Consider the following 16,679-nt stretch of genomic DNA (forward strand, 5'->3'; position numbering starts at 1 on the left):
TTATTTAAAAGGAATCCCATAGTGTCGCACTGTATACATACTCGATTACATATTGAAGAATCGAGTATGATTTTTTCAGAAATTTCCTTTTCTTATCGAACCGTGATCGTTGTGACCGGACTGACTTTCTTCGTCACGTCCTCCACATGAACCATCAGGCGTTCACCCTTCTTCAACACTCGTGTCTTCACGACATACGTGCCGTTCAACGTCACTTTTGACTTTCCGATGACTTGTTTCTTCTGGTCGCGAATGACGACCGTCATCCCAGCCTGAGCTTTACCTGTCACTTGTTTTGTCTTCGCACGCACGGCGTTCACCTGTGCCGTTTTCGGACGAAGTCCTTTCATGACAAGGAGGCGCTCGTTCGTACTGAATTTACCATTTGTGTATAGAGCCGTCAGTACAGCCCTTTCTTGTTGAGGTGCGATCGACATTGTGACTGTACCATTTTTTGAAACGCCAGAACCGATACGCTTCGTTCCGTTATAGAGCGTGACGCGCGTCCCCGATTTGACTTTAGCCGAGAAAACTGGCGCATTGTCATAAATCCGATTCGGTTTCGGTGCGAGTTGAAGCATGGATTCAGCGCGATAGACATCTACTTTCCCGTATCCGCTCACGACATCATAGTACGGAAGAAGTGGACGATCTAATTCATCGAGCACATACTGTAACCCATCTTCCATTCGTGGATCACGTGGTGCATCGCCACCTGAGAATGCGAGAGGTTGTGCCGTACGGCGCAGGATCGAGCGTGCCCCTTCGACCGTCATGTTCGGATGTTGTGATTTCAAGAGCGCGACAGCAGCCGCGACGTGTGGTGTCGCCATGCTCGTCCCGTCCATATAAACGACGTTTCCGTCTGGAACAAGACTCGCTACTTTAGAACCTGGTGCGACGACATCGACATCAATCCCATAGTTTGAGTAATCCGAGACGATCCCGAACGAGTTCGTTGCCCCGACTGAAATCGTGTATTTCGAAGACGCCGGATAAGACACACGTGACTGTCCGTCATTCCCCGTCGCCGCCACGATGATGACACCACGGTCATGTGCATACTTCAGCATATATCCGAGTGTACGGCTCTCATTTCCACCGAGGCTCATGTTGATGACTTTCGCCCCAGCGTCGACTGCATATTTGATGCCCAGTGCGATTTGATCCGTATCCCCATAACCACCCGCATCAAGTACTTTCACAGGTAAGATCGAGACGTTCGGAACAATCCCACGCATCGAGACACCGTTGTCTCGGATGGCACCGATGACACCGGCGACATGCGTACCGTGCCCATGGTCATCAATCGCGTCGCCTTCACCGTTCGGGTCGACAAAGTTCTTCGCGTTGGCGATATCGACCTTTCCTTTTAAATCGAGCAGACGATGGTCGACTCCTGTATCGAGAACGGCCACTTTCACGGCACGTCCCGGTAATCGTAACGATTCATAGCGATCAAGACCGATTCCCGCATCCTGGAACGGTTTGAGAATCGACTTCGAATTGATGGCCCATTGGTAATCGAGACTCACATCCGTTGCGAACGATTTGTACGTCTGGACCGGTTCGATGTACTCCACATTCTGATCTGATTCGAGCGTTGACTTCGCTTGTGCCTGCATCTTCGTAGAAGCTTCCTCTACATCGACGAGCGCAAAGTAATCCGATGGCGCACCGATCGCGATTCGCTCAGCTGACACGTTATTCATGGCATTCATCTTGCCAAGGGACTTACTCGGTGACGATTTGTATTTGACGATATAACGCGGTGCGTCCTGACCGTCCGTTTGAATCGTCATGCCGATTTTTCCAAAGAGGTCGGATACAGGTGTTCCTGCGAGCGAGTCCATTTCGAGCGCCGTCGCAATTTCACCAATCTCACTTTGGAGCGCCGTCGGAACGCTTCCATCCACAAGTGCATGGAGACGTTTGATTGCCGCTGCATCTTGCGTCTTCAGCGTGTAGTCTTTTTTGTCGACAAGCGCCGTCAACAATGGACGGAGTGTCTTCAAGTCTGTGAGTGCCGCTTTTCGTTTTTCTCCGTCAAACGTGATCGTTTTGACGATGTAAGGCGAAGCGCGGTAATAGAGGGCCGATAAGTCCCGACCTTCTTGTGATTTGCCGAGTACTTCCGATTGCACACGACGGATGAGTTTAAGCATCGAATCACGCTCCGGTGCCGGTTGTACGATTGATTCGACGGCACACATGTCACCACTGACTTCTTCGTACTTCACCGGAAGTTTAACCGGATTGACGACGAGCTTGATGTCGGAAGCGAACATCGAGAGATCCGGTGATGGTGGCTCTTCCCCTTCTCCTGGTTCTCCTTCTGTCGGTTCCCCGCCTTCTGCTGGTTCTTCACCGACTGGCATCTCTTCTGCCGGAGTATCCATCATCCCGTCACCGAGGTCCATCGGCATATACTCGACCTTGATGTAGTATGGACCTTCCCAAGCGAATGGGAACGGAATCTTGGTCGTCTGTTCTCCCTCTTCTTTAGTCGCACTCGCGCGATAGCGATCGAACGTCTCATCCTTCGCCGCCATCTCGGCGCTCGGATAGATGCTGATGTTCGCGAGTTTGGAAGATTCGAACGTGACTTCCATATGTGTCATCGCTGACGCGACACGTTCCATCTTGAACCAATACGTGTTGACCGGTTCGATTCCGGTCGTGAACTCGACCGCCTCTCCTGGATTGAGTAAGGCGGCCTCCTTCATGCCTTCCCCTTTGTCGGCTGACACCGGTGGAAGGAATGACAGGACGAGGACGAGGATCGTCATCATCGCCACGAACTGCTTGAATCTCGTTTTCATAGTTTCCCCTCTTTCATTTCGTCTTGGAGTGTATGCTCCAAATCGTTCTACGGAATATATCGGTTAATGTTTCAAAAATGTAACAAAAATGTTTCGACAATGTTTCGACAAGTAAATTTGCTCAAAAAAAGACACCTCTTTTTCAAGAAGTGTCTACACATTATTCGTTGATCATCGTCGCTTGACCGCCTTGCCATAGCCAGTCATCGCCTTCTTTTATATACAGGTGGAGCGCCCAAAAGCGTCCTTCGTATGCATTCGTTCCTAGAATAAACCGTTCTTCGAGCAAGACTTTTACGATTGCGAGGTCCGTCGTCACGGTTTCATCGAACGTCACCGTTTCTTGGGCAATCCATTGAATCGCAGTCGGGTCGACGTATTGGTCGAGGAACGTCTCTTTATCAAACTGACGTCCGCTCGAGTCGACATACCGAAACGAGTCATGCATCAAGTCACGCATCGCGTCGAGGTCACCCGCAACTTGTTTCGTCGCGCGGTCGTCAGAAAGTTGTTTCATGTTGAGTGTCTCCATCGGTGCACCTTCCTTTCACCATCCATCATAGCATAATTTATCTATTTTCAAATGTCTGTCGCGTTTTGAGTCTTGACAAGAAAGCTTCATCCCGTTAAAGTAACGATAACATTCATACGAACTCGCGATGAGAAAGAAGAGTAGCGCGAAGAGACGTCTCCAGAAAGCCGGTGGTCGATGCGAACCGGTGTCGTGCCTTGCGTGAATGGGCTTTTGAGCGTTCAGACCGACATGTAGGCTCTGACGGGTCCTCCCGTTATCGGGGACAGCGAATGATGGTTCGCGATGAGTGGGAAGACAAGGCGTCTTTCAACGAAGGTGGCAACACGGGGAATCTCCTCGTCCTTCATGTCCAATCGGGCATGTAGGACGGGGAGATTTTTTTAGTTTAAGGAGGAGATTTCGATGCAACAACTGATCATCAATGGCGACGAATTGACACCGGTGGCAATCTTTCACCGTCTGCAAGGTGAACGTAAGGTCCTGCTCGAGAGTCGGGCGGAAGGAAAGCACGGCCGCTATTCCATCATCACAGCGAATCCGGTCGAGACGATCCGTGTCGATGGGAACGACGTGACAGATTCGACCGGCACCATCTATGCGGACGACCCGCTCCATGCTCTATCTGAACGTATCACACGTGAAGATATCACTGCACCGTATCCGTTCATCGGGGGTGCCGTCGGCTATATCGGCTACGACTTACTTCGCGTGTATGAACCAATCCCGAACACGCCGACCGAGACACGTGATTTACCGGATGCCCTCTTCCAGCGCTATGAGACGGTCATCTTATACGACCATCTCGAAGAACAGGTCGTCTTGATCGATACGAGCGAGATGGATGCGACCGAGCGACTCGAGTCCATCCGTGAACAGCTCGAGACACCGGAGACACACGCCCTCGAACCGGTCGTCCGGACGAGCGAACAACTTTTGACGACAAAAGACGAGTTTATCGACCGTGTGCTCCAGGCGAAAGAGGCGATTCTTGCTGGCGAGGTGTTCCAACTCGTCTTGTCGCAACGTATCGACGCGACGTTCACCGGTGACCCGTTCCACTTTTACCGGACGCTCCGCAAACAAAACCCGAGCCCGTACTTATTCTATATCGACCTCGGGGAGGCCATCGTCCTCGGCGCCTCACCTGAGAGTCTCGTCCGGGTCGAGAACGGCAAAGTGACGACGAACCCCATCGCCGGCACACGTCCACGTGGGAAGAGGGTCGAGGAAGACATGCGTCATGCGGAGTCACTTCTTCAGGACGAGAAGGAACTCGCCGAACATCGGATGCTTCTCGACCTCGGACGGAACGACATCGGTCGCGTCGCTAAAGTCGGCACGGTCACGATCCCGAAACACATCGAGCTCGAACGGTTCAAAAATGTGATGCATCTCGTCTCAGAAGTCGAAGGTGAACTTCGTGATGATGTGACGGCGATCGATGCGCTCCGTGCCTGTCTTCCGGCCGGTACCGTTTCGGGTGCCCCGAAGATTCGGGCGATGCAACTCATTGACGAGCTCGAGACGGTGAAGCGCGAAGTGTACGCCGGGGCGGTCGGTTATCTCGATGTCCGGGGCGGATTCGACTTTGCTCTCGCCATTCGGACGATGGTCATCCAAGGTGACACGGCGCACGTTCAAGCTGGTGCTGGCATTGTCTATGATTCGGACCCCGTATCAGAATACGAAGAAACGTTGCATAAAGCCAAATCCCTTTTGGAGGTGTTCGCATGATTCTCCTCATCGACAACTACGATTCGTTCACGTATAACGTCTATCAGGACGTCGCCCGATTCAGTGACGTCTGCGTCATTCGGAATGATGAACATACTATAGAAGAAATCCGTCGCATGAACCCGAGTGGGATCATCCTTTCTCCGGGTCCCGGTGGTCCAAAAGATGCCGGTGTCTCGCTTGCGGTCGTTCGACAATTGTCCGGATACGTCCCGATCCTCGGGGTCTGTCTCGGTCATCAAGTCATCGCCGAAGCGTTCGGCGGTGTCGTCGGTCGGGCGAACGAGGTCATGCATGGGAAAGTCTCACGGATCAATACGGTGCCAGGCGTCCTTTTCGAAGGATTGTCGATGGATGTCATGCGCTATCACTCGCTCATCGTACAAGAGACGGAACTGATTATCACGGCAGAGACGACAGATGGTGTCATCATGGCACTCGAACATCCGACCCATCCGACGTATGGCGTCCAGTTCCATCCCGAGTCGATTGGGACACCGGACGGACGTGACATCTTCGAGCGCTTCGTCCAACTGTGCACGAAAAAACCGGGGAATGTTTCCCCGGTTTGAGTGTCAGCCATTCGACAATGCCATTACTTTTATATCATCTCCATCAGCAACAATAAAAATCTTTTGTTGTTCGACTTCTGGTTTGAAATTCACGTCAATCGAACGAGACATCGATAATTGATTTGCTTGAATTCGTTCGTTTGAAATGAGTTGGATTTGATGTCGTTCCCGTTTTTCTAGAGCAAAACGTACTTTGAACTCTTTTTCGTAATTTTCAAGTGACAAATGAAAGTCCGATCTCTTCATTTCAAATTCTTGGCTCATCTTATTTAAATGGTTCGTTGCCTGTACGATAGCATTTTCTGGGTCACCTAACATGCGCATAGCGTGTATTGCACCTTGTGTATTTAAAAGAAACATATAAATCAATTCCTCGTATTCTTGGAATTCCGTCACCACATTTTTCAAAGCATTCAATTTATCCGCCTCTTGGAATACAAAAGTACGTTTCTTAATTTCTTTTAACGTTTTTATGGGAATCTCGATATCTTTTAAAAGTGCATAAAGCGAATCGATATCGACTTTGTAATTATACTCGAGCTGTTGCACTACTTTATGATCGATTGATTCCTCCTTGATAAATATATGAACACGATCAAGGTAATTAAATGAGCTCTTCACTTGTCCATGGTAATCATTCAACTTCATAGCGACAAGATTATCTAATGTTATTTGGATTTTGTCTAACGATTTTTTGATTTCTTTTAGGTGCTCTTGTGCAACTACAGTCGTTGCTACACTGAGTAATAACATTCGCATTTGCAAAGGGTTAATTTTCTTAAGATTTGCATGTTCCTTAATTACTCTTCCATTTTTCACAAAAGCACGATATAATCCCTCGTCTTTAGATTTACTGATCTCATATACACCCTTTTTTATAGCAGCCTCGGTTTCCGGTGAAAATACTAATTCAAATGCTTGTTTTCGATTAATCATTTGAACTGCAGCTGACACTCCGGCCGACTTGATGATTCCTCTTAATGAGTTTGTCCAATCTGAACCTAATTCAACCGGTTCTAACGCTTCAATATTCTTAATATCAACCGGCATTACATAGGCAGAATTTTCATCTTGTACTAAATGCATCATCTGATCGTCTTCATTTTGCTCCACTTCCAAAAGTGAAGTTGCTACATTTACTTCGGAATACTTACGTTTATTCATCCAGATAAGTCCAACAACAGTTATAAACAGGACAGCAAGCACTATATATATTTCTTCCACCTTAAGTCCTCCTTTATAATCACTTGATTAAAGTATAAAGGTAGACGTAAAAAAAACCGAGGGCAGACTCCTCGGTTCGAACATTATTTTAAAAAGTCTTCACGCTGAAAATCATGTTTGTCGATTTTGATGTTGTCACAGGCTACTCCGTTCGTCTGGAGCACGTGAATCGTCTCGCGTAACAGTTCGTCACTGCCGACGACATAGAACAATCCATCTTGATCGGCAGCCAACGCTTCAACTCGTTCATAGTAATCTTTCCGACTCGGGACGAACTCGGACGTGAAGGTCTCGTTCGATTCGAAGACGTCAGCGAATAGATACGCTTTCGACGAATCGACGTTCAACGAATGGAGATGCGGGACGCCTTCCCCGTTCGCCAAATAGTCGAGGACGATTGGACGGAATGTCGCGAGTCCGACACCCGCCGATAACAGATAGACGTTCTTCCCGCTCCGCTCGAGCGGGACGTTCGAGTGTGTCTTGAACAAGGCGACCTTGTCTCCCGGCACCATGTCGCGAAGGATGGATTTGAACGTCGAACATTCGGACTTGATGCGGGTCGTGATGCCGATTGCCCCTTCGTGCGGCAACGTCGAAATCGACATATGGCGGACGAGACTTCGGTTCGGCTTGTCCCCGGCGTTGAATCCTTCGAGCGCGAGATGCGTATGCGCCCCTTCTTGCCACGTGAACTCAGGAGGTAACGCGAGATGGAACGTGTATGTATCAGGTGCTTCGTTTACGACTTTTGTGATGGGTGTCCAATCAATTTTCATGTGAATTCTCCCTTTCGTTAATACACCGCAATCGGCCCGTACGGCCCTTCGATGATTTCGAGTTTCGTCTCAAAAATATCCGATAAAATCTTTGCGTCCATGATTTCCTCGACCGTCCCGAATGCAGCGATTTGCCCGTCCTTCATCGCACAGATGCGATCCGAATATTTCGCCGCGAAGTTGATGTCGTGAAGTACCGTGACAATCGTCCGACCAAACTCGTCGGCGACGTGGCGCAAATATTCCATCATCTGTACCGAACGAGCGATATCCAAGTTATTGAGCGGCTCATCGAGGAGGACGTATTCTGTTTCCTGACAGAGTACCATCGCCACATAGGCGCGTTGACGCTGCCCACCTGACAGTTCGTCGAGGTAACGATTCTCGAGCGCGGTTAAGTCGAGGAAGTCGATATATTTCGAGATGATGGCCTCGTCCTCTTTCGTCAATCTCCCTTTTGAATACGGGAATCGACCGAATCCGGCGAGTTGTCGGACCGTGAGCCGCGTCACGAAATGGTTCTCTTGACGAAGAATCGTGATGATTTTCGCCAAGTCTTTTGACTTCGTGCTTGATACATCCATCCCAGCAACTTGAATCTGTCCCTCGTCTAAGTTGAGTAACCGTCCGATCATCATGAGCGTCGTCGACTTTCCTGCCCCGTTCGGTCCAATTAATGAGGTGAACCCGGCTTTCGGGATGTCGAGCGTGAGCGGTCCGATGTGGACATCGTCTGTATACGTTTTTTTGACTTGTTCGATTTGAATCATAGCGACCTCTTCCTTAGAATGACAGCCAAGAAGATGAGTCCGCCGAACAACTCGATGATGACGGAGACGACACTTGGCGTCTGGAATATGTGATACATAAAGAAATACGCGCTCGTCAGGACGAAGAATCCTAGGGCGAACGCCATCGGGAAGACGTATTTATGATCATACGTCGACGCGACCTGGTAGCTGAGCGTCGCCACTAAAAATCCGAAGAACGTGAGCGGGCCGATGAGTGCCGTCGACACCGACATGAGGAGTGAAATCAGGACGAGCGTATAGATGACGCTTCTCCGATGATTCACGCCGAATGTCGTCGCGACATCCTTACCGAGCGCCACGATATTGAGTCGGTTCGAAAACAAGAACAACAGTGTCCCGGCGATGACGACAATCGGAATGACGATTGGAAAATAGGCCACGTCGGCATTCGTCACCGATCCGAACAGTCGTGCCTGCAAGATATCGAATTCGGACGGTGCGAGCATGCGGCGCATGAACGACGACACCGAGTTCAGTCCCGTCCCGATGATAATCCCAACGAGCAACATGAGCTGAAGATTGGCGTACTTCCCCGATAAGAGCCATCCGTATAAGAGAAGACTCAAAGTCACCATGAGCCCGACTTGCGTCAAAAAGGCGCCTGTTCCCGAAAATCCAATAAGGGCCCCTGCCCCGAAGAAGAACACCATGCTCGTCTGGATCGTCGAGTAGAGCGCATCGAATCCGAGAAGCGATGGTGTGATAATTCGGTTGTTCGTCACGGAATGAAACGCGACCGTTGCAAGACTTTGGCACAGTGCCGCGATGAGCATCGTCACGATAGCGACGATTCGCCGTTCGACGACCGGCACGAATGACGGCGAGTCCATCGGAACCGGATTGTTGTAAAGGAGAAGGCCGAGCGCACACAACAGTCCTCCGAGAATAAAGGCACTTAAAAAGAACCAGTAGCGCCGTGCTGCTCGTTTTGATTGAAACGCCGAAGCATGACGTTCTTCTGTCAATGCCCCAACTTTCACTTCAACGCCATCTCGTTCAATGACCGTACTCATCGAACCCCTCCTTTTTTGCGTTGCCGCAATAGAATCATAATGAAGACGAACGCACCGACCGTTCCAAGAATAAGCGAGACGGGGAGTTCGAACGGCATGATGATCGTCCTTGAGATTAAGTCACTGACGAGAATTGCGCCCATCCCGACAAGACAGACCCACGGCAAGTTGCTGCGTAGATCATCCCCTCGAAACATCGAGACGAGGTTCGGGACGATGAGGCCGAGGAACGGTAAATTCCCGATGACCGTCGCCACGACCCCGACCGACAAGGCAATGAGCCCGGTCGCGACCATCATCAATTGGTTGTAGTTCACACCGAGACTCGTCGCGATGTCTTCCCCGAGCCCGGCGAGCGTCAAGCGGTTCGCCAATAGAAAAATGAGCACCGTCACGACGATAATGACCCATAAATATTCATAACGTCCGATTTGTACCGAGGCGAATGAGCCGACGAACCATCCTTCGATCGCCTGACTTGCGCGGAAGAACAAGCCAAGGAACGTCGAGATAGCTGAGATGACCGCCCCTAGCATGAGTCCGATAATCGGGACGATGAGCGACGAGCGGAGTTTGACCGAACGTAAGAACCAGAAGAACACCATCGTTCCGATGAACGAGAAGACGATTGCCCCGGTCATCCGCATCATGAGACTCGGTGCCGGAACGAGCAAGTACACGGTAAGCAAGCCCAGCCCTGCCCATTCAAGCGTCCCCGTCGTCGTCGGTTCGACGAGTCGGTTTTGCGTGATGAGCTGCATGACGAGCCCCGCCATCGCCATCGCAGCTCCCGTCAGCATGAGCGCGACCGTACGAGGGACGCGGGTGATCCAAAACATATCGAAGCCGTCTGTCCGTGATAAGTCATATACTCCTGTGAAGAGCGACAGCACCGCCAAACCGAGGACGATGATAGCGGTGAATACGAACGACTTCGTCCACAATTTAGAAAAGGAGGGCTGAGACATCGTCTCAACCCTGGCTGTCAACGGTTTTTGCATAACGAACCCTTACTTCGTGAGTGCTTCTGCGACACTGTTGAAGAATTCCGAATACGTTTGAATCGATTCGTTCAAGTACGTGTCTTTCGGCGCGTAAACGATTTGGTCTTCTGTTACAGCCGTCGTCTTTTGAAGTGCAGGTGCGTTGTCGATGACATCTTCAGCCGGTACCGCTCCTTCTGCGTCACCAAGTGGTGCATCACGGTCTAGGACGAACAACCAGTCCGGGTTACTTTCCGCGATGGCTTCCACCGACACTTCATCACCTTCGTGATCCCCCGTCGTCTTCTCGACTTCGAGTGCCGGTACCCAACCAAAGATATCGTACATCGGTCCGAACACGCGTCCCGTCACCGGTGCTGAGAATCCGATGTCGCCGCCCGACACGATGACGGACATGATTGTGTCTTCTCCGTTATATGCTGCTTTCGCGTCTTCGATTGATTTGTCGAGGTCAGCGACGATTTGTGCTGCATCTTCGTTCTTGTCAAAGATTTGACCGAGCGTAAGTGTCGTATCTTTTAATCCTTTAACCAAGATCTCACCCGGTGTCCCTGCATCTTCTGGAATCTCGATGTTCAAGTCGATGACCGCTGCTTCTGGTACCAACTTTTTGATGTCTTCATAGTAATCCGCGAAACGTTGACCGACGATGACGACGTCCGGGTCCACTCCCGCAATCGCCTCTAAGTTCGGTTCAAAGTGCATACCGACGTCTGCGATGTCTTTGTCTGATGCGTATGGTGACTCCGCTGGAAGGAGTCCGATTGGTGCCGCCACCAAGTCAATATCCCACGCTGCCAATGTTTCGAACGTACGGTTATCAAGGGCAACGACTTTCTCCGGATTGACCGGTACCTCGATTGTGCCGTGCGCGTCTGTAATCTCGACTGTCTCTGTTTTTGTTGCACCGTCGACGTTCTCTTCTTGCTTCGTCTCACTCGTTCCGCCACATGCGGCGAGTACGAAGACGAGTAACGTCAACATGAGTGAAAGTTTAAATTTCCCCACTTCATCCATCTCCTCTGTATGTAAGTTTCAATGATTCTCCCACCAAAAACGAGTTATGTTGGTTATGTATGTCTCTTTTCTTTCTCGTTATCAGTGATAATGATTATCATTGTCGTTTTCATCAAGTAGCATATCAAACAAAAAAAGGATACGCAATGCCAAATTGTCAAGATTCGGATAGGTAAAATTTTCTTTCTATAAAGAGCACAAAAAAAAGAAAGTGGAAATTTCCGCTTTCTTAAATCAAATAATAAAGTAGGCCATCTGTAGAATAGTCGAGAACGTCGAGTAACGTGAAGAAGAGCGCAGCAATCAAATAGATGATTCGTTCATCTCGTTCCAAGCGTCTCCACATGAACAGCAGAATCACCAATCCAATTGGTCCAAAAATCAGACAACCAATCAAAAATGGGACTGCTTGAGCCACAAAAGGTAATTTTTTCTCGGTTTCAGTCATGCAACTCATGCCTCCGAAATCCCGTTCGCCAACAGCAACAAGAAAGTCCAAATCGACAATGGAATCATCAACCCGATTGTCGCAAGCAACGTGTAGATTTTAATGATTCGATCTTTCGTGAACAGACCCCAAATCAACGTGGCGAACAAGGCAATGTCAATCGTGAGATATACCCAGATGACCGTCATCAACTCAAGGTTCGGAAACACTCGACCGTTCAAGGTGAAGAAGGTGATCACCGTCACGATAAAGAGTCCGAGCGTTGCGTATAGTGGTGCGTAGCGCCTCTTCATACGAGCATCGCCCGCTTCCGTTTGATCATCTCCAGGCAGCGCCGAACACACGTATCGACATAGCCATCCAATTGATGCGGGAGGAACATCGTGTATGTGCCCTCCTCCGTCATCGCCGCGTCCCGCTCGACTTTCTCGACCAGTTCAACGAGCTCTGGATTTCCTTTCAAGCGTTCAAAATCGAACGTCCCGAGGCGTTCCGACAGCCGAGCATTGTACGCATCAAAGTCCGCATAATAGGCCGCCTGTTTTGAGGGGTCCTGAGTGATGAGCTCTTTCAACCACCCTTTATAGAACCCCTGCAACCAGATCTCATCCGCGACGAGGTGCGCGTAATAGCCGAGTCGATACGAGAAGTCTTCCTCCTTGCTATCAAGCCAGTACTGTTCGAAATCGAGACGACGTGATAAATCGTCGTGTCTTCCCGCATAGTAATGCGAATCTCCTTTTTCGGTCGTCGCGTCCGGCGCAAGACTTCCGAGTGTGAATGCAACTTCATCGAGTTCTCGTAACTCGTTTATCATCTCGTTTGCGATAACGAGATGCATCAAATGTGAGCCCATACCGACACCCCCTTTCCCACATTATTCCATCAGTCATTTCGCTAGACAACCTGAATCATTATTTGGTAGGATGACTTTACTAAACGGTCAGTAAAGTTAAAGTGGGGTGTAAATCGATGAGTAAAAAACAATTGTTGTTGCAGACGGCCGCCCAGATGATTCGAGAGGACGGCATCAGTCAATTGTCACTCGAACGATTGGCGACGAAAGCAGGAATCACGAAAGCAGGTGTCCTTTATCATTTTGATAGCAAGGCCAACTTATTGCGTCAGATGAACGAACTCGCGATTGAGACGTTCGAAACACGAATCACCGACCATTTGTCGGATGGTCCGTATCCGTTCACTCGCGCCTATGCACTGGCGACATTAGATGATGTCGATCATGGTGATACGGATCTCATCGCCGTCTTCATCTCCTCACAGGAAGATGCTGCGAGCGAGTCGATTTGGAGTAACGTCTCGACCGGGTGGAACGAACGGTTCGCAGCCGACGGTCCCGACCAAGATGCGATTTTAAAACTCCGTCTCCTCTGTGACGGTTTTTGGTTCGCCGTTTTGTATGGATATAGCGAATCGTTCAAGGATCGTGCGGCGACACTCATCCGAGAGGCGTGTGATGAGTTACTTAAAGGAGGTGGCTGACATGGGGTTCATCTATTTGATTGGGGCAATCGTTTCTGAACTATTCGGATCGAGCATGTTGAAAGTGAACGCCACCTCGACGAATCGACTTCCGATTCTCGGGGTCGCCGTCGGCTACGGGACGGCATTTTATTTGTTATCACTGGCGCTCTTCACCATCCCGCTTAGCTTCGCCTATGCGTTTTGGAGCGGTGTCGGGACGGCGCTCACGGCTGTGATCGGCTTTGTCGTCTTCCACGAAAAAGTGAGTCGTCAAAAAGTTACCGGAATTGCGCTCGTGATCATCGGGCTCGTCTTTATGAAATTGTGAGGTGATTCAAGATGAAAGCTTATTTTTTTCTGTTATTTTCCATCGCATTCGAGGTACTTGGGACGTCGATGTTGAAGCTATCGGACGGATTCACGAACTTTGTGCCGAGCGTCATTCTTTTAGTTAGTTTCGCCGCCTCATTCACCCTCATGGGCATCGTCTTGAAGACAATCCCGCTCAGTATCGCCTATAGCATCTGGGCCGGACTCGGTACGGTGGCGACGGGTCTAATCGGCGTGTTCGTATATGGAGAAGTCCTCTCCGCATTGAACGGGATTGGTCTGTTATTGATTGTCCTCGGGGTCATCGTGATGAATCAACAACGAAAAGAGGTTGTCACATGAACAAGTTGGCGTATCATCTTCAAACGCTTGAAGAAGCGTTACTGACGACGGAAGTCAGACAGTCGACGGACCGCTTACGTGAACTGTTGACCGACTATTTTTTTTGAAATCGGCAGCTCGGGACGAATCCTGTATCAAGACTGGGATCAAACGACACTCCAAATCGATCCGATTGAGGCGGTGTTATCCGAATTCACTATGCATCCGTTAACGGAAGGACACGTTTTGGTGACGTATCGTCTCGTTCAACCGAAACTAAATCGTGTGACACGTCGCAGCTCGATTTGGGTACTCGTGGACGGTCGTTGGAAGATGCGTTTCCATCAAGGAACGGTTGTCCCATCAGAAGCAACTTGATTGCCGAACGTCCTCGCCTTCCGCTACTCTGAAAAGGAATCTAAGCGTGACGAAAGGGGCAGTTTTCACATGAATATTTTACTCGTAGGGGCAAGCGGTACGGTCGGTCAGGCCGTCGCAAACGAATTGGAGAAAACACATACAATCATCCGAGCTGGGCGTAACGGAGCGGACGTGCAAGTCGACCTCACCTCAGAAGACAGCATCCGCCAGATGTATGAGACGGTCGGGCGCGTCGACGCGGTCATCAGCACGGCGGGCAGCACGCATTTCGGTCCACTTTCCGAGATGACACCAGCGGATAATCAGAAGAGTATCGACAGCAAGAGTGAACTACTCGCCACTTATTTGCTTCGCAAATTGAAGTGGAAGCTTCTTGGGAAGACCGTGCTCTCACCAGCCACGGTTATGGACCAAGCTCGTCGGGCAGTCCCTGCCCTGAAGGATTGTCAGTCGGCCAACATCAACAGGTTGATGCTCGCGTTGATGTCACGGTCATGATGAACACCGCAATGAGTGCACGTCCATTCACGGACATCCATCGCCTTCTTCTCGCCTTTTACGCCGCAAGTGGAACAGATTTGAGTCGATGCGAACCATTGATCCGCCTTGATGAGCGTCCGTCCGTAGAAGTTTGATTTGTACTCGAGTTGACGGACGAACTCGTACCAACTGACATCTGCAATCGATTTGGCGACCTTGTGGTTTTGCATCATGTCCTTCGACTTCAATGTCTCCACGACGATGACTTGGTTCTCGTCAACGATCCGTCTCGACAGTTTGTGAAGGAAGTCCTTGCGTTGGTTGGCGATCTTTTCGTGTTTCTTGGCCAAAAGTAACTTGGCTTTTTCACGATTCTTGCTTCCGATCTTCTTGCGTGACAAAGCGCGCTGCGCCTTCTTGACCTTCGCTTCGGACTTCCGGAGGAGTCGGGGGTTGTCGACCTTCTCCGAGACCATCGCATCGTTCGTCATGACGGCGAAATGTTCCAAACCGAGATCAATCCCGACCTTGTTCTCGGCTGGAATCCATGGTTCATCGTCCTGTTTGACAAGGAGGGAGATGAAGAACTTGCCCGTCTTGGTCATCGAGACCGTCGCCGACCGGATGACGCCCTCGAACGGACGATGTTGTGTGAACCGCACGAACCCGATTTTAGGAAGTCTCACCTTGCCGTTCTCGATGCGAATCGTGCCGTGCTGGTTGTTCGTCGTGTAGGAGGCGCGCGACCGCCGTCTCGATTTGAAGGTCGGGAAACCGCCCGTCCCGGCGAAGAACTTCGCGAACGCGGTGTCGAGGTTCAGTTTCGCGTTCGCGAGCGCGAGGCTGTCCGCCTCGGCGAGGAACGGGAAGAGGGGCTTGTAGGAGGCGGGTGTCGCCGGTTTCCGTCTCGTTCCGCTTCCTGCTTTCGCCTCCTCGCGGATGGCGATGCGGTCCTCGAGCAGCTTGTTGTAGATGAACCGGGCGCAGCCGATCGTCCGGACCAGGAACTCGGCCTGTGCCGGCGTCGGGTGGAGCCTGTATTTATAGCCTTTCAGCATGTCCGTCCCTTCTCCCTCCAGAAGATCGTGATGTGTCCTCCTCGTCCGATACCCGTGGAGGGGGAGGACGAATCTGACGGAATCACGAACTTTTGTTCGTTATATCTGTCACAGGGAGAGAAGAGTTTTGGACCGGGCGATTCATCCCCCACCTACGCCGGGCTTCGCTCCGAGACGCTTAGAGGAGGGAGAATTCTCGCCTGATTTAGTTAAAGGACAGGTCAACCTCGTCCTTCTCGGGCTCGATTATGTGAACGATGGTGGTAGCTTTACACTGACGAGCGGAATCTTGATGGACGACCCGATCAAAGAAGGCGCATCGGCTGCACTCGCGAACGGGGCCATCAAAGGATTCGTGTCCGGTGCGGCGATTGAGATGCCACGGGGCATTCGCATCAACAACGTCAGCCCGAACGTCCTCATCGAAGCACTCGATTCGTATGGTCCTTATTTCCGTGGTTACGCGGCAGTACCAGGTGAACGGGTCGCCCTCGCCTATGTGAAGAGCGTTGAAGGCGCGCAGACGGGACAAACGTACGAAGTATACTAACTGCAAAGCATCTCGTTGAGAGGTGCTTTTTTTCGTACCTTGAACGTTATTTTACCTACTCATCCATATGAACTCCGCTATACTCAGGACAACTTATATGCGAGAAAGGTTGAATGT

General features: G+C 50.4%; 19 protein-coding genes, 1 pseudogene and 1 other annotated feature. Of the genes and pseudogenes, 8 read left to right on the forward strand and 12 right to left on the reverse strand.

Annotated features, from left to right (window positions below; genetic code table 11):
- Positions 1-92: 92 nt before the first annotated feature.
- Positions 93-2,822 carry a S8 family peptidase gene (locus KNO75_RS07895; protein WP_214820874.1) on the reverse strand — a complete coding sequence of 910 codons (2,730 nt, stop codon included), beginning with the start codon at positions 2,820-2,822 and terminating at the stop codon, positions 93-95.
- Between the two features lie 160 nt (positions 2,823-2,982).
- On the reverse strand, positions 2,983-3,354 hold the full coding sequence (locus tag KNO75_RS07900; RefSeq protein ID WP_251126070.1) for a nuclear transport factor 2 family protein: 372 nt from the start codon (positions 3,352-3,354) through the stop codon (positions 2,983-2,985).
- Positions 3,355-3,472: 118 nt separating this feature from the next.
- Positions 3,473-3,704 (forward strand) — a binding site (T-box leader).
- A 55-nt stretch (positions 3,705-3,759) separates the two neighbouring features.
- Between KNO75_RS07900 and trpE the strand changes: the two genes are divergently transcribed.
- Together trpE and KNO75_RS07910 are read left to right on the forward strand one after the other, a co-directional pair.
- Positions 3,760-5,091, forward strand: coding sequence for an anthranilate synthase component I (gene trpE, locus KNO75_RS07905; protein ID WP_214820876.1), 1,332 nt, complete (start codon positions 3,760-3,762; stop codon positions 5,089-5,091).
- Entirely contained in the window at positions 5,088-5,663 is a 576-nt protein-coding gene (locus tag KNO75_RS07910; RefSeq protein WP_214820878.1) for an anthranilate synthase component II, read from the forward strand. The genes trpE and KNO75_RS07910 overlap by 4 nt, the downstream gene beginning before the upstream one ends.
- A gap of 3 nt (positions 5,664-5,666) precedes the next feature.
- Here the strand turns inward: KNO75_RS07910 and KNO75_RS07915 are convergent, their stop codons facing one another.
- The 9 genes from KNO75_RS07915 to KNO75_RS07955 form a co-directional block, all read right to left on the reverse strand.
- The gene (locus KNO75_RS07915; RefSeq protein WP_214820880.1) at positions 5,667-6,887 is read right to left on the reverse strand and encodes a hypothetical protein; all 1,221 of its coding nucleotides are present in this window, start codon (positions 6,885-6,887) and stop codon (positions 5,667-5,669) included.
- An 83-nt stretch (positions 6,888-6,970) separates the two neighbouring features.
- The gene (locus KNO75_RS07920) at positions 6,971-7,666 is read right to left on the reverse strand and encodes a ferredoxin--NADP reductase (protein WP_214820882.1); all 696 of its coding nucleotides are present in this window, start codon (positions 7,664-7,666) and stop codon (positions 6,971-6,973) included.
- A 17-nt stretch (positions 7,667-7,683) separates the two neighbouring features.
- Positions 7,684-8,436 carry an iron ABC transporter ATP-binding protein gene (locus tag KNO75_RS07925; protein WP_214820884.1) on the reverse strand — a complete coding sequence of 251 codons (753 nt, stop codon included), beginning with the start codon at positions 8,434-8,436 and terminating at the stop codon, positions 7,684-7,686.
- On the reverse strand, positions 8,433-9,491 hold the full coding sequence (locus tag KNO75_RS07930; protein ID WP_214820886.1) for an iron chelate uptake ABC transporter family permease subunit: 1,059 nt from the start codon (positions 9,489-9,491) through the stop codon (positions 8,433-8,435). Before KNO75_RS07930 ends, KNO75_RS07925 begins: the two co-directional genes overlap by 4 nt.
- A complete protein-coding gene (locus KNO75_RS07935; RefSeq protein WP_214820888.1) occupies positions 9,488-10,492 on the reverse strand; it encodes an ABC transporter permease in 1,005 nt (334 codons plus the stop codon). Before KNO75_RS07935 ends, KNO75_RS07930 begins: the two co-directional genes overlap by 4 nt.
- Before the next feature lie 9 nt (positions 10,493-10,501).
- A complete protein-coding gene (locus tag KNO75_RS07940; protein WP_214759601.1) occupies positions 10,502-11,512 on the reverse strand; it encodes a siderophore ABC transporter substrate-binding protein in 1,011 nt (336 codons plus the stop codon).
- Positions 11,513-11,741: 229 nt separating this feature from the next.
- Positions 11,742-11,960, reverse strand: a complete 219-nt coding sequence (locus KNO75_RS07945; RefSeq protein WP_214820890.1) for a hypothetical protein — start codon at positions 11,958-11,960, stop codon at positions 11,742-11,744.
- Between the two features lie 5 nt (positions 11,961-11,965).
- Complete coding sequence (locus KNO75_RS07950; RefSeq protein WP_214820892.1) at positions 11,966-12,253, reverse strand: hypothetical protein; 288 nt, start codon at positions 12,251-12,253, stop codon at positions 11,966-11,968.
- Positions 12,250-12,816: a zinc dependent phospholipase C family protein gene (locus KNO75_RS07955; RefSeq protein ID WP_214820894.1), complete on the reverse strand. Its 567-nt coding sequence runs from the start codon at positions 12,814-12,816 to the stop codon at positions 12,250-12,252. The genes KNO75_RS07950 and KNO75_RS07955 overlap by 4 nt, the downstream gene beginning before the upstream one ends.
- A gap of 116 nt (positions 12,817-12,932) precedes the next feature.
- Here KNO75_RS07955 and KNO75_RS07960 point away from each other — a divergent pair, with 116 nt between their 5' ends.
- The 5 genes from KNO75_RS07960 to KNO75_RS07975 all read left to right on the forward strand — a co-directional run bounded on the left by KNO75_RS07960 (position 12,933) and on the right by KNO75_RS07975 (position 14,972).
- Positions 12,933-13,460 (forward strand): TetR/AcrR family transcriptional regulator, encoded by a 528-nt coding sequence (locus KNO75_RS07960; RefSeq protein ID WP_214820896.1) that lies wholly within the window; start codon positions 12,933-12,935, stop codon positions 13,458-13,460.
- A 1-nt stretch (position 13,461) separates the two neighbouring features.
- Positions 13,462-13,770 carry a DMT family transporter gene (locus KNO75_RS07965; RefSeq protein WP_214820898.1) on the forward strand — a complete coding sequence of 103 codons (309 nt, stop codon included), beginning with the start codon at positions 13,462-13,464 and terminating at the stop codon, positions 13,768-13,770.
- Positions 13,771-13,781: 11 nt separating this feature from the next.
- Positions 13,782-14,114: a DMT family transporter gene (locus KNO75_RS07970; RefSeq protein ID WP_214820900.1), complete on the forward strand. Its 333-nt coding sequence runs from the start codon at positions 13,782-13,784 to the stop codon at positions 14,112-14,114.
- A 225-nt stretch (positions 14,115-14,339) separates the two neighbouring features.
- Positions 14,340-14,471 carry a hypothetical protein gene (locus KNO75_RS15175; protein WP_285800807.1) on the forward strand — a complete coding sequence of 44 codons (132 nt, stop codon included), beginning with the start codon at positions 14,340-14,342 and terminating at the stop codon, positions 14,469-14,471.
- A gap of 69 nt (positions 14,472-14,540) precedes the next feature.
- Complete coding sequence (locus KNO75_RS07975) at positions 14,541-14,972, forward strand: NAD-dependent epimerase/dehydratase family protein (RefSeq protein WP_214820902.1); 432 nt, start codon at positions 14,541-14,543, stop codon at positions 14,970-14,972.
- Here the strand turns inward: KNO75_RS07975 and tnpB are convergent.
- Positions 14,921-16,012 (reverse strand): IS200/IS605 family element RNA-guided endonuclease TnpB, encoded by a 1,092-nt coding sequence (gene tnpB / locus KNO75_RS07980; RefSeq protein ID WP_214820903.1) that lies wholly within the window; start codon positions 16,010-16,012, stop codon positions 14,921-14,923. The two genes, KNO75_RS07975 and tnpB, sit on opposite strands and share 52 nt — an antisense overlap.
- Before the next feature lie 208 nt (positions 16,013-16,220).
- Here tnpB and KNO75_RS07985 point away from each other — a divergent pair.
- Positions 16,221-16,562: pseudogene (locus KNO75_RS07985) on the forward strand (short chain dehydrogenase); the annotation flags it as partial.
- Positions 16,563-16,679: the final 117 nt, after the last annotated feature.

The organism is Exiguobacterium sp. s35 (genome assembly GCF_018617535.1).
Taxonomy (GTDB): domain Bacteria; phylum Bacillota; class Bacilli; order Exiguobacteriales; family Exiguobacteriaceae; genus Exiguobacterium; species Exiguobacterium aestuarii.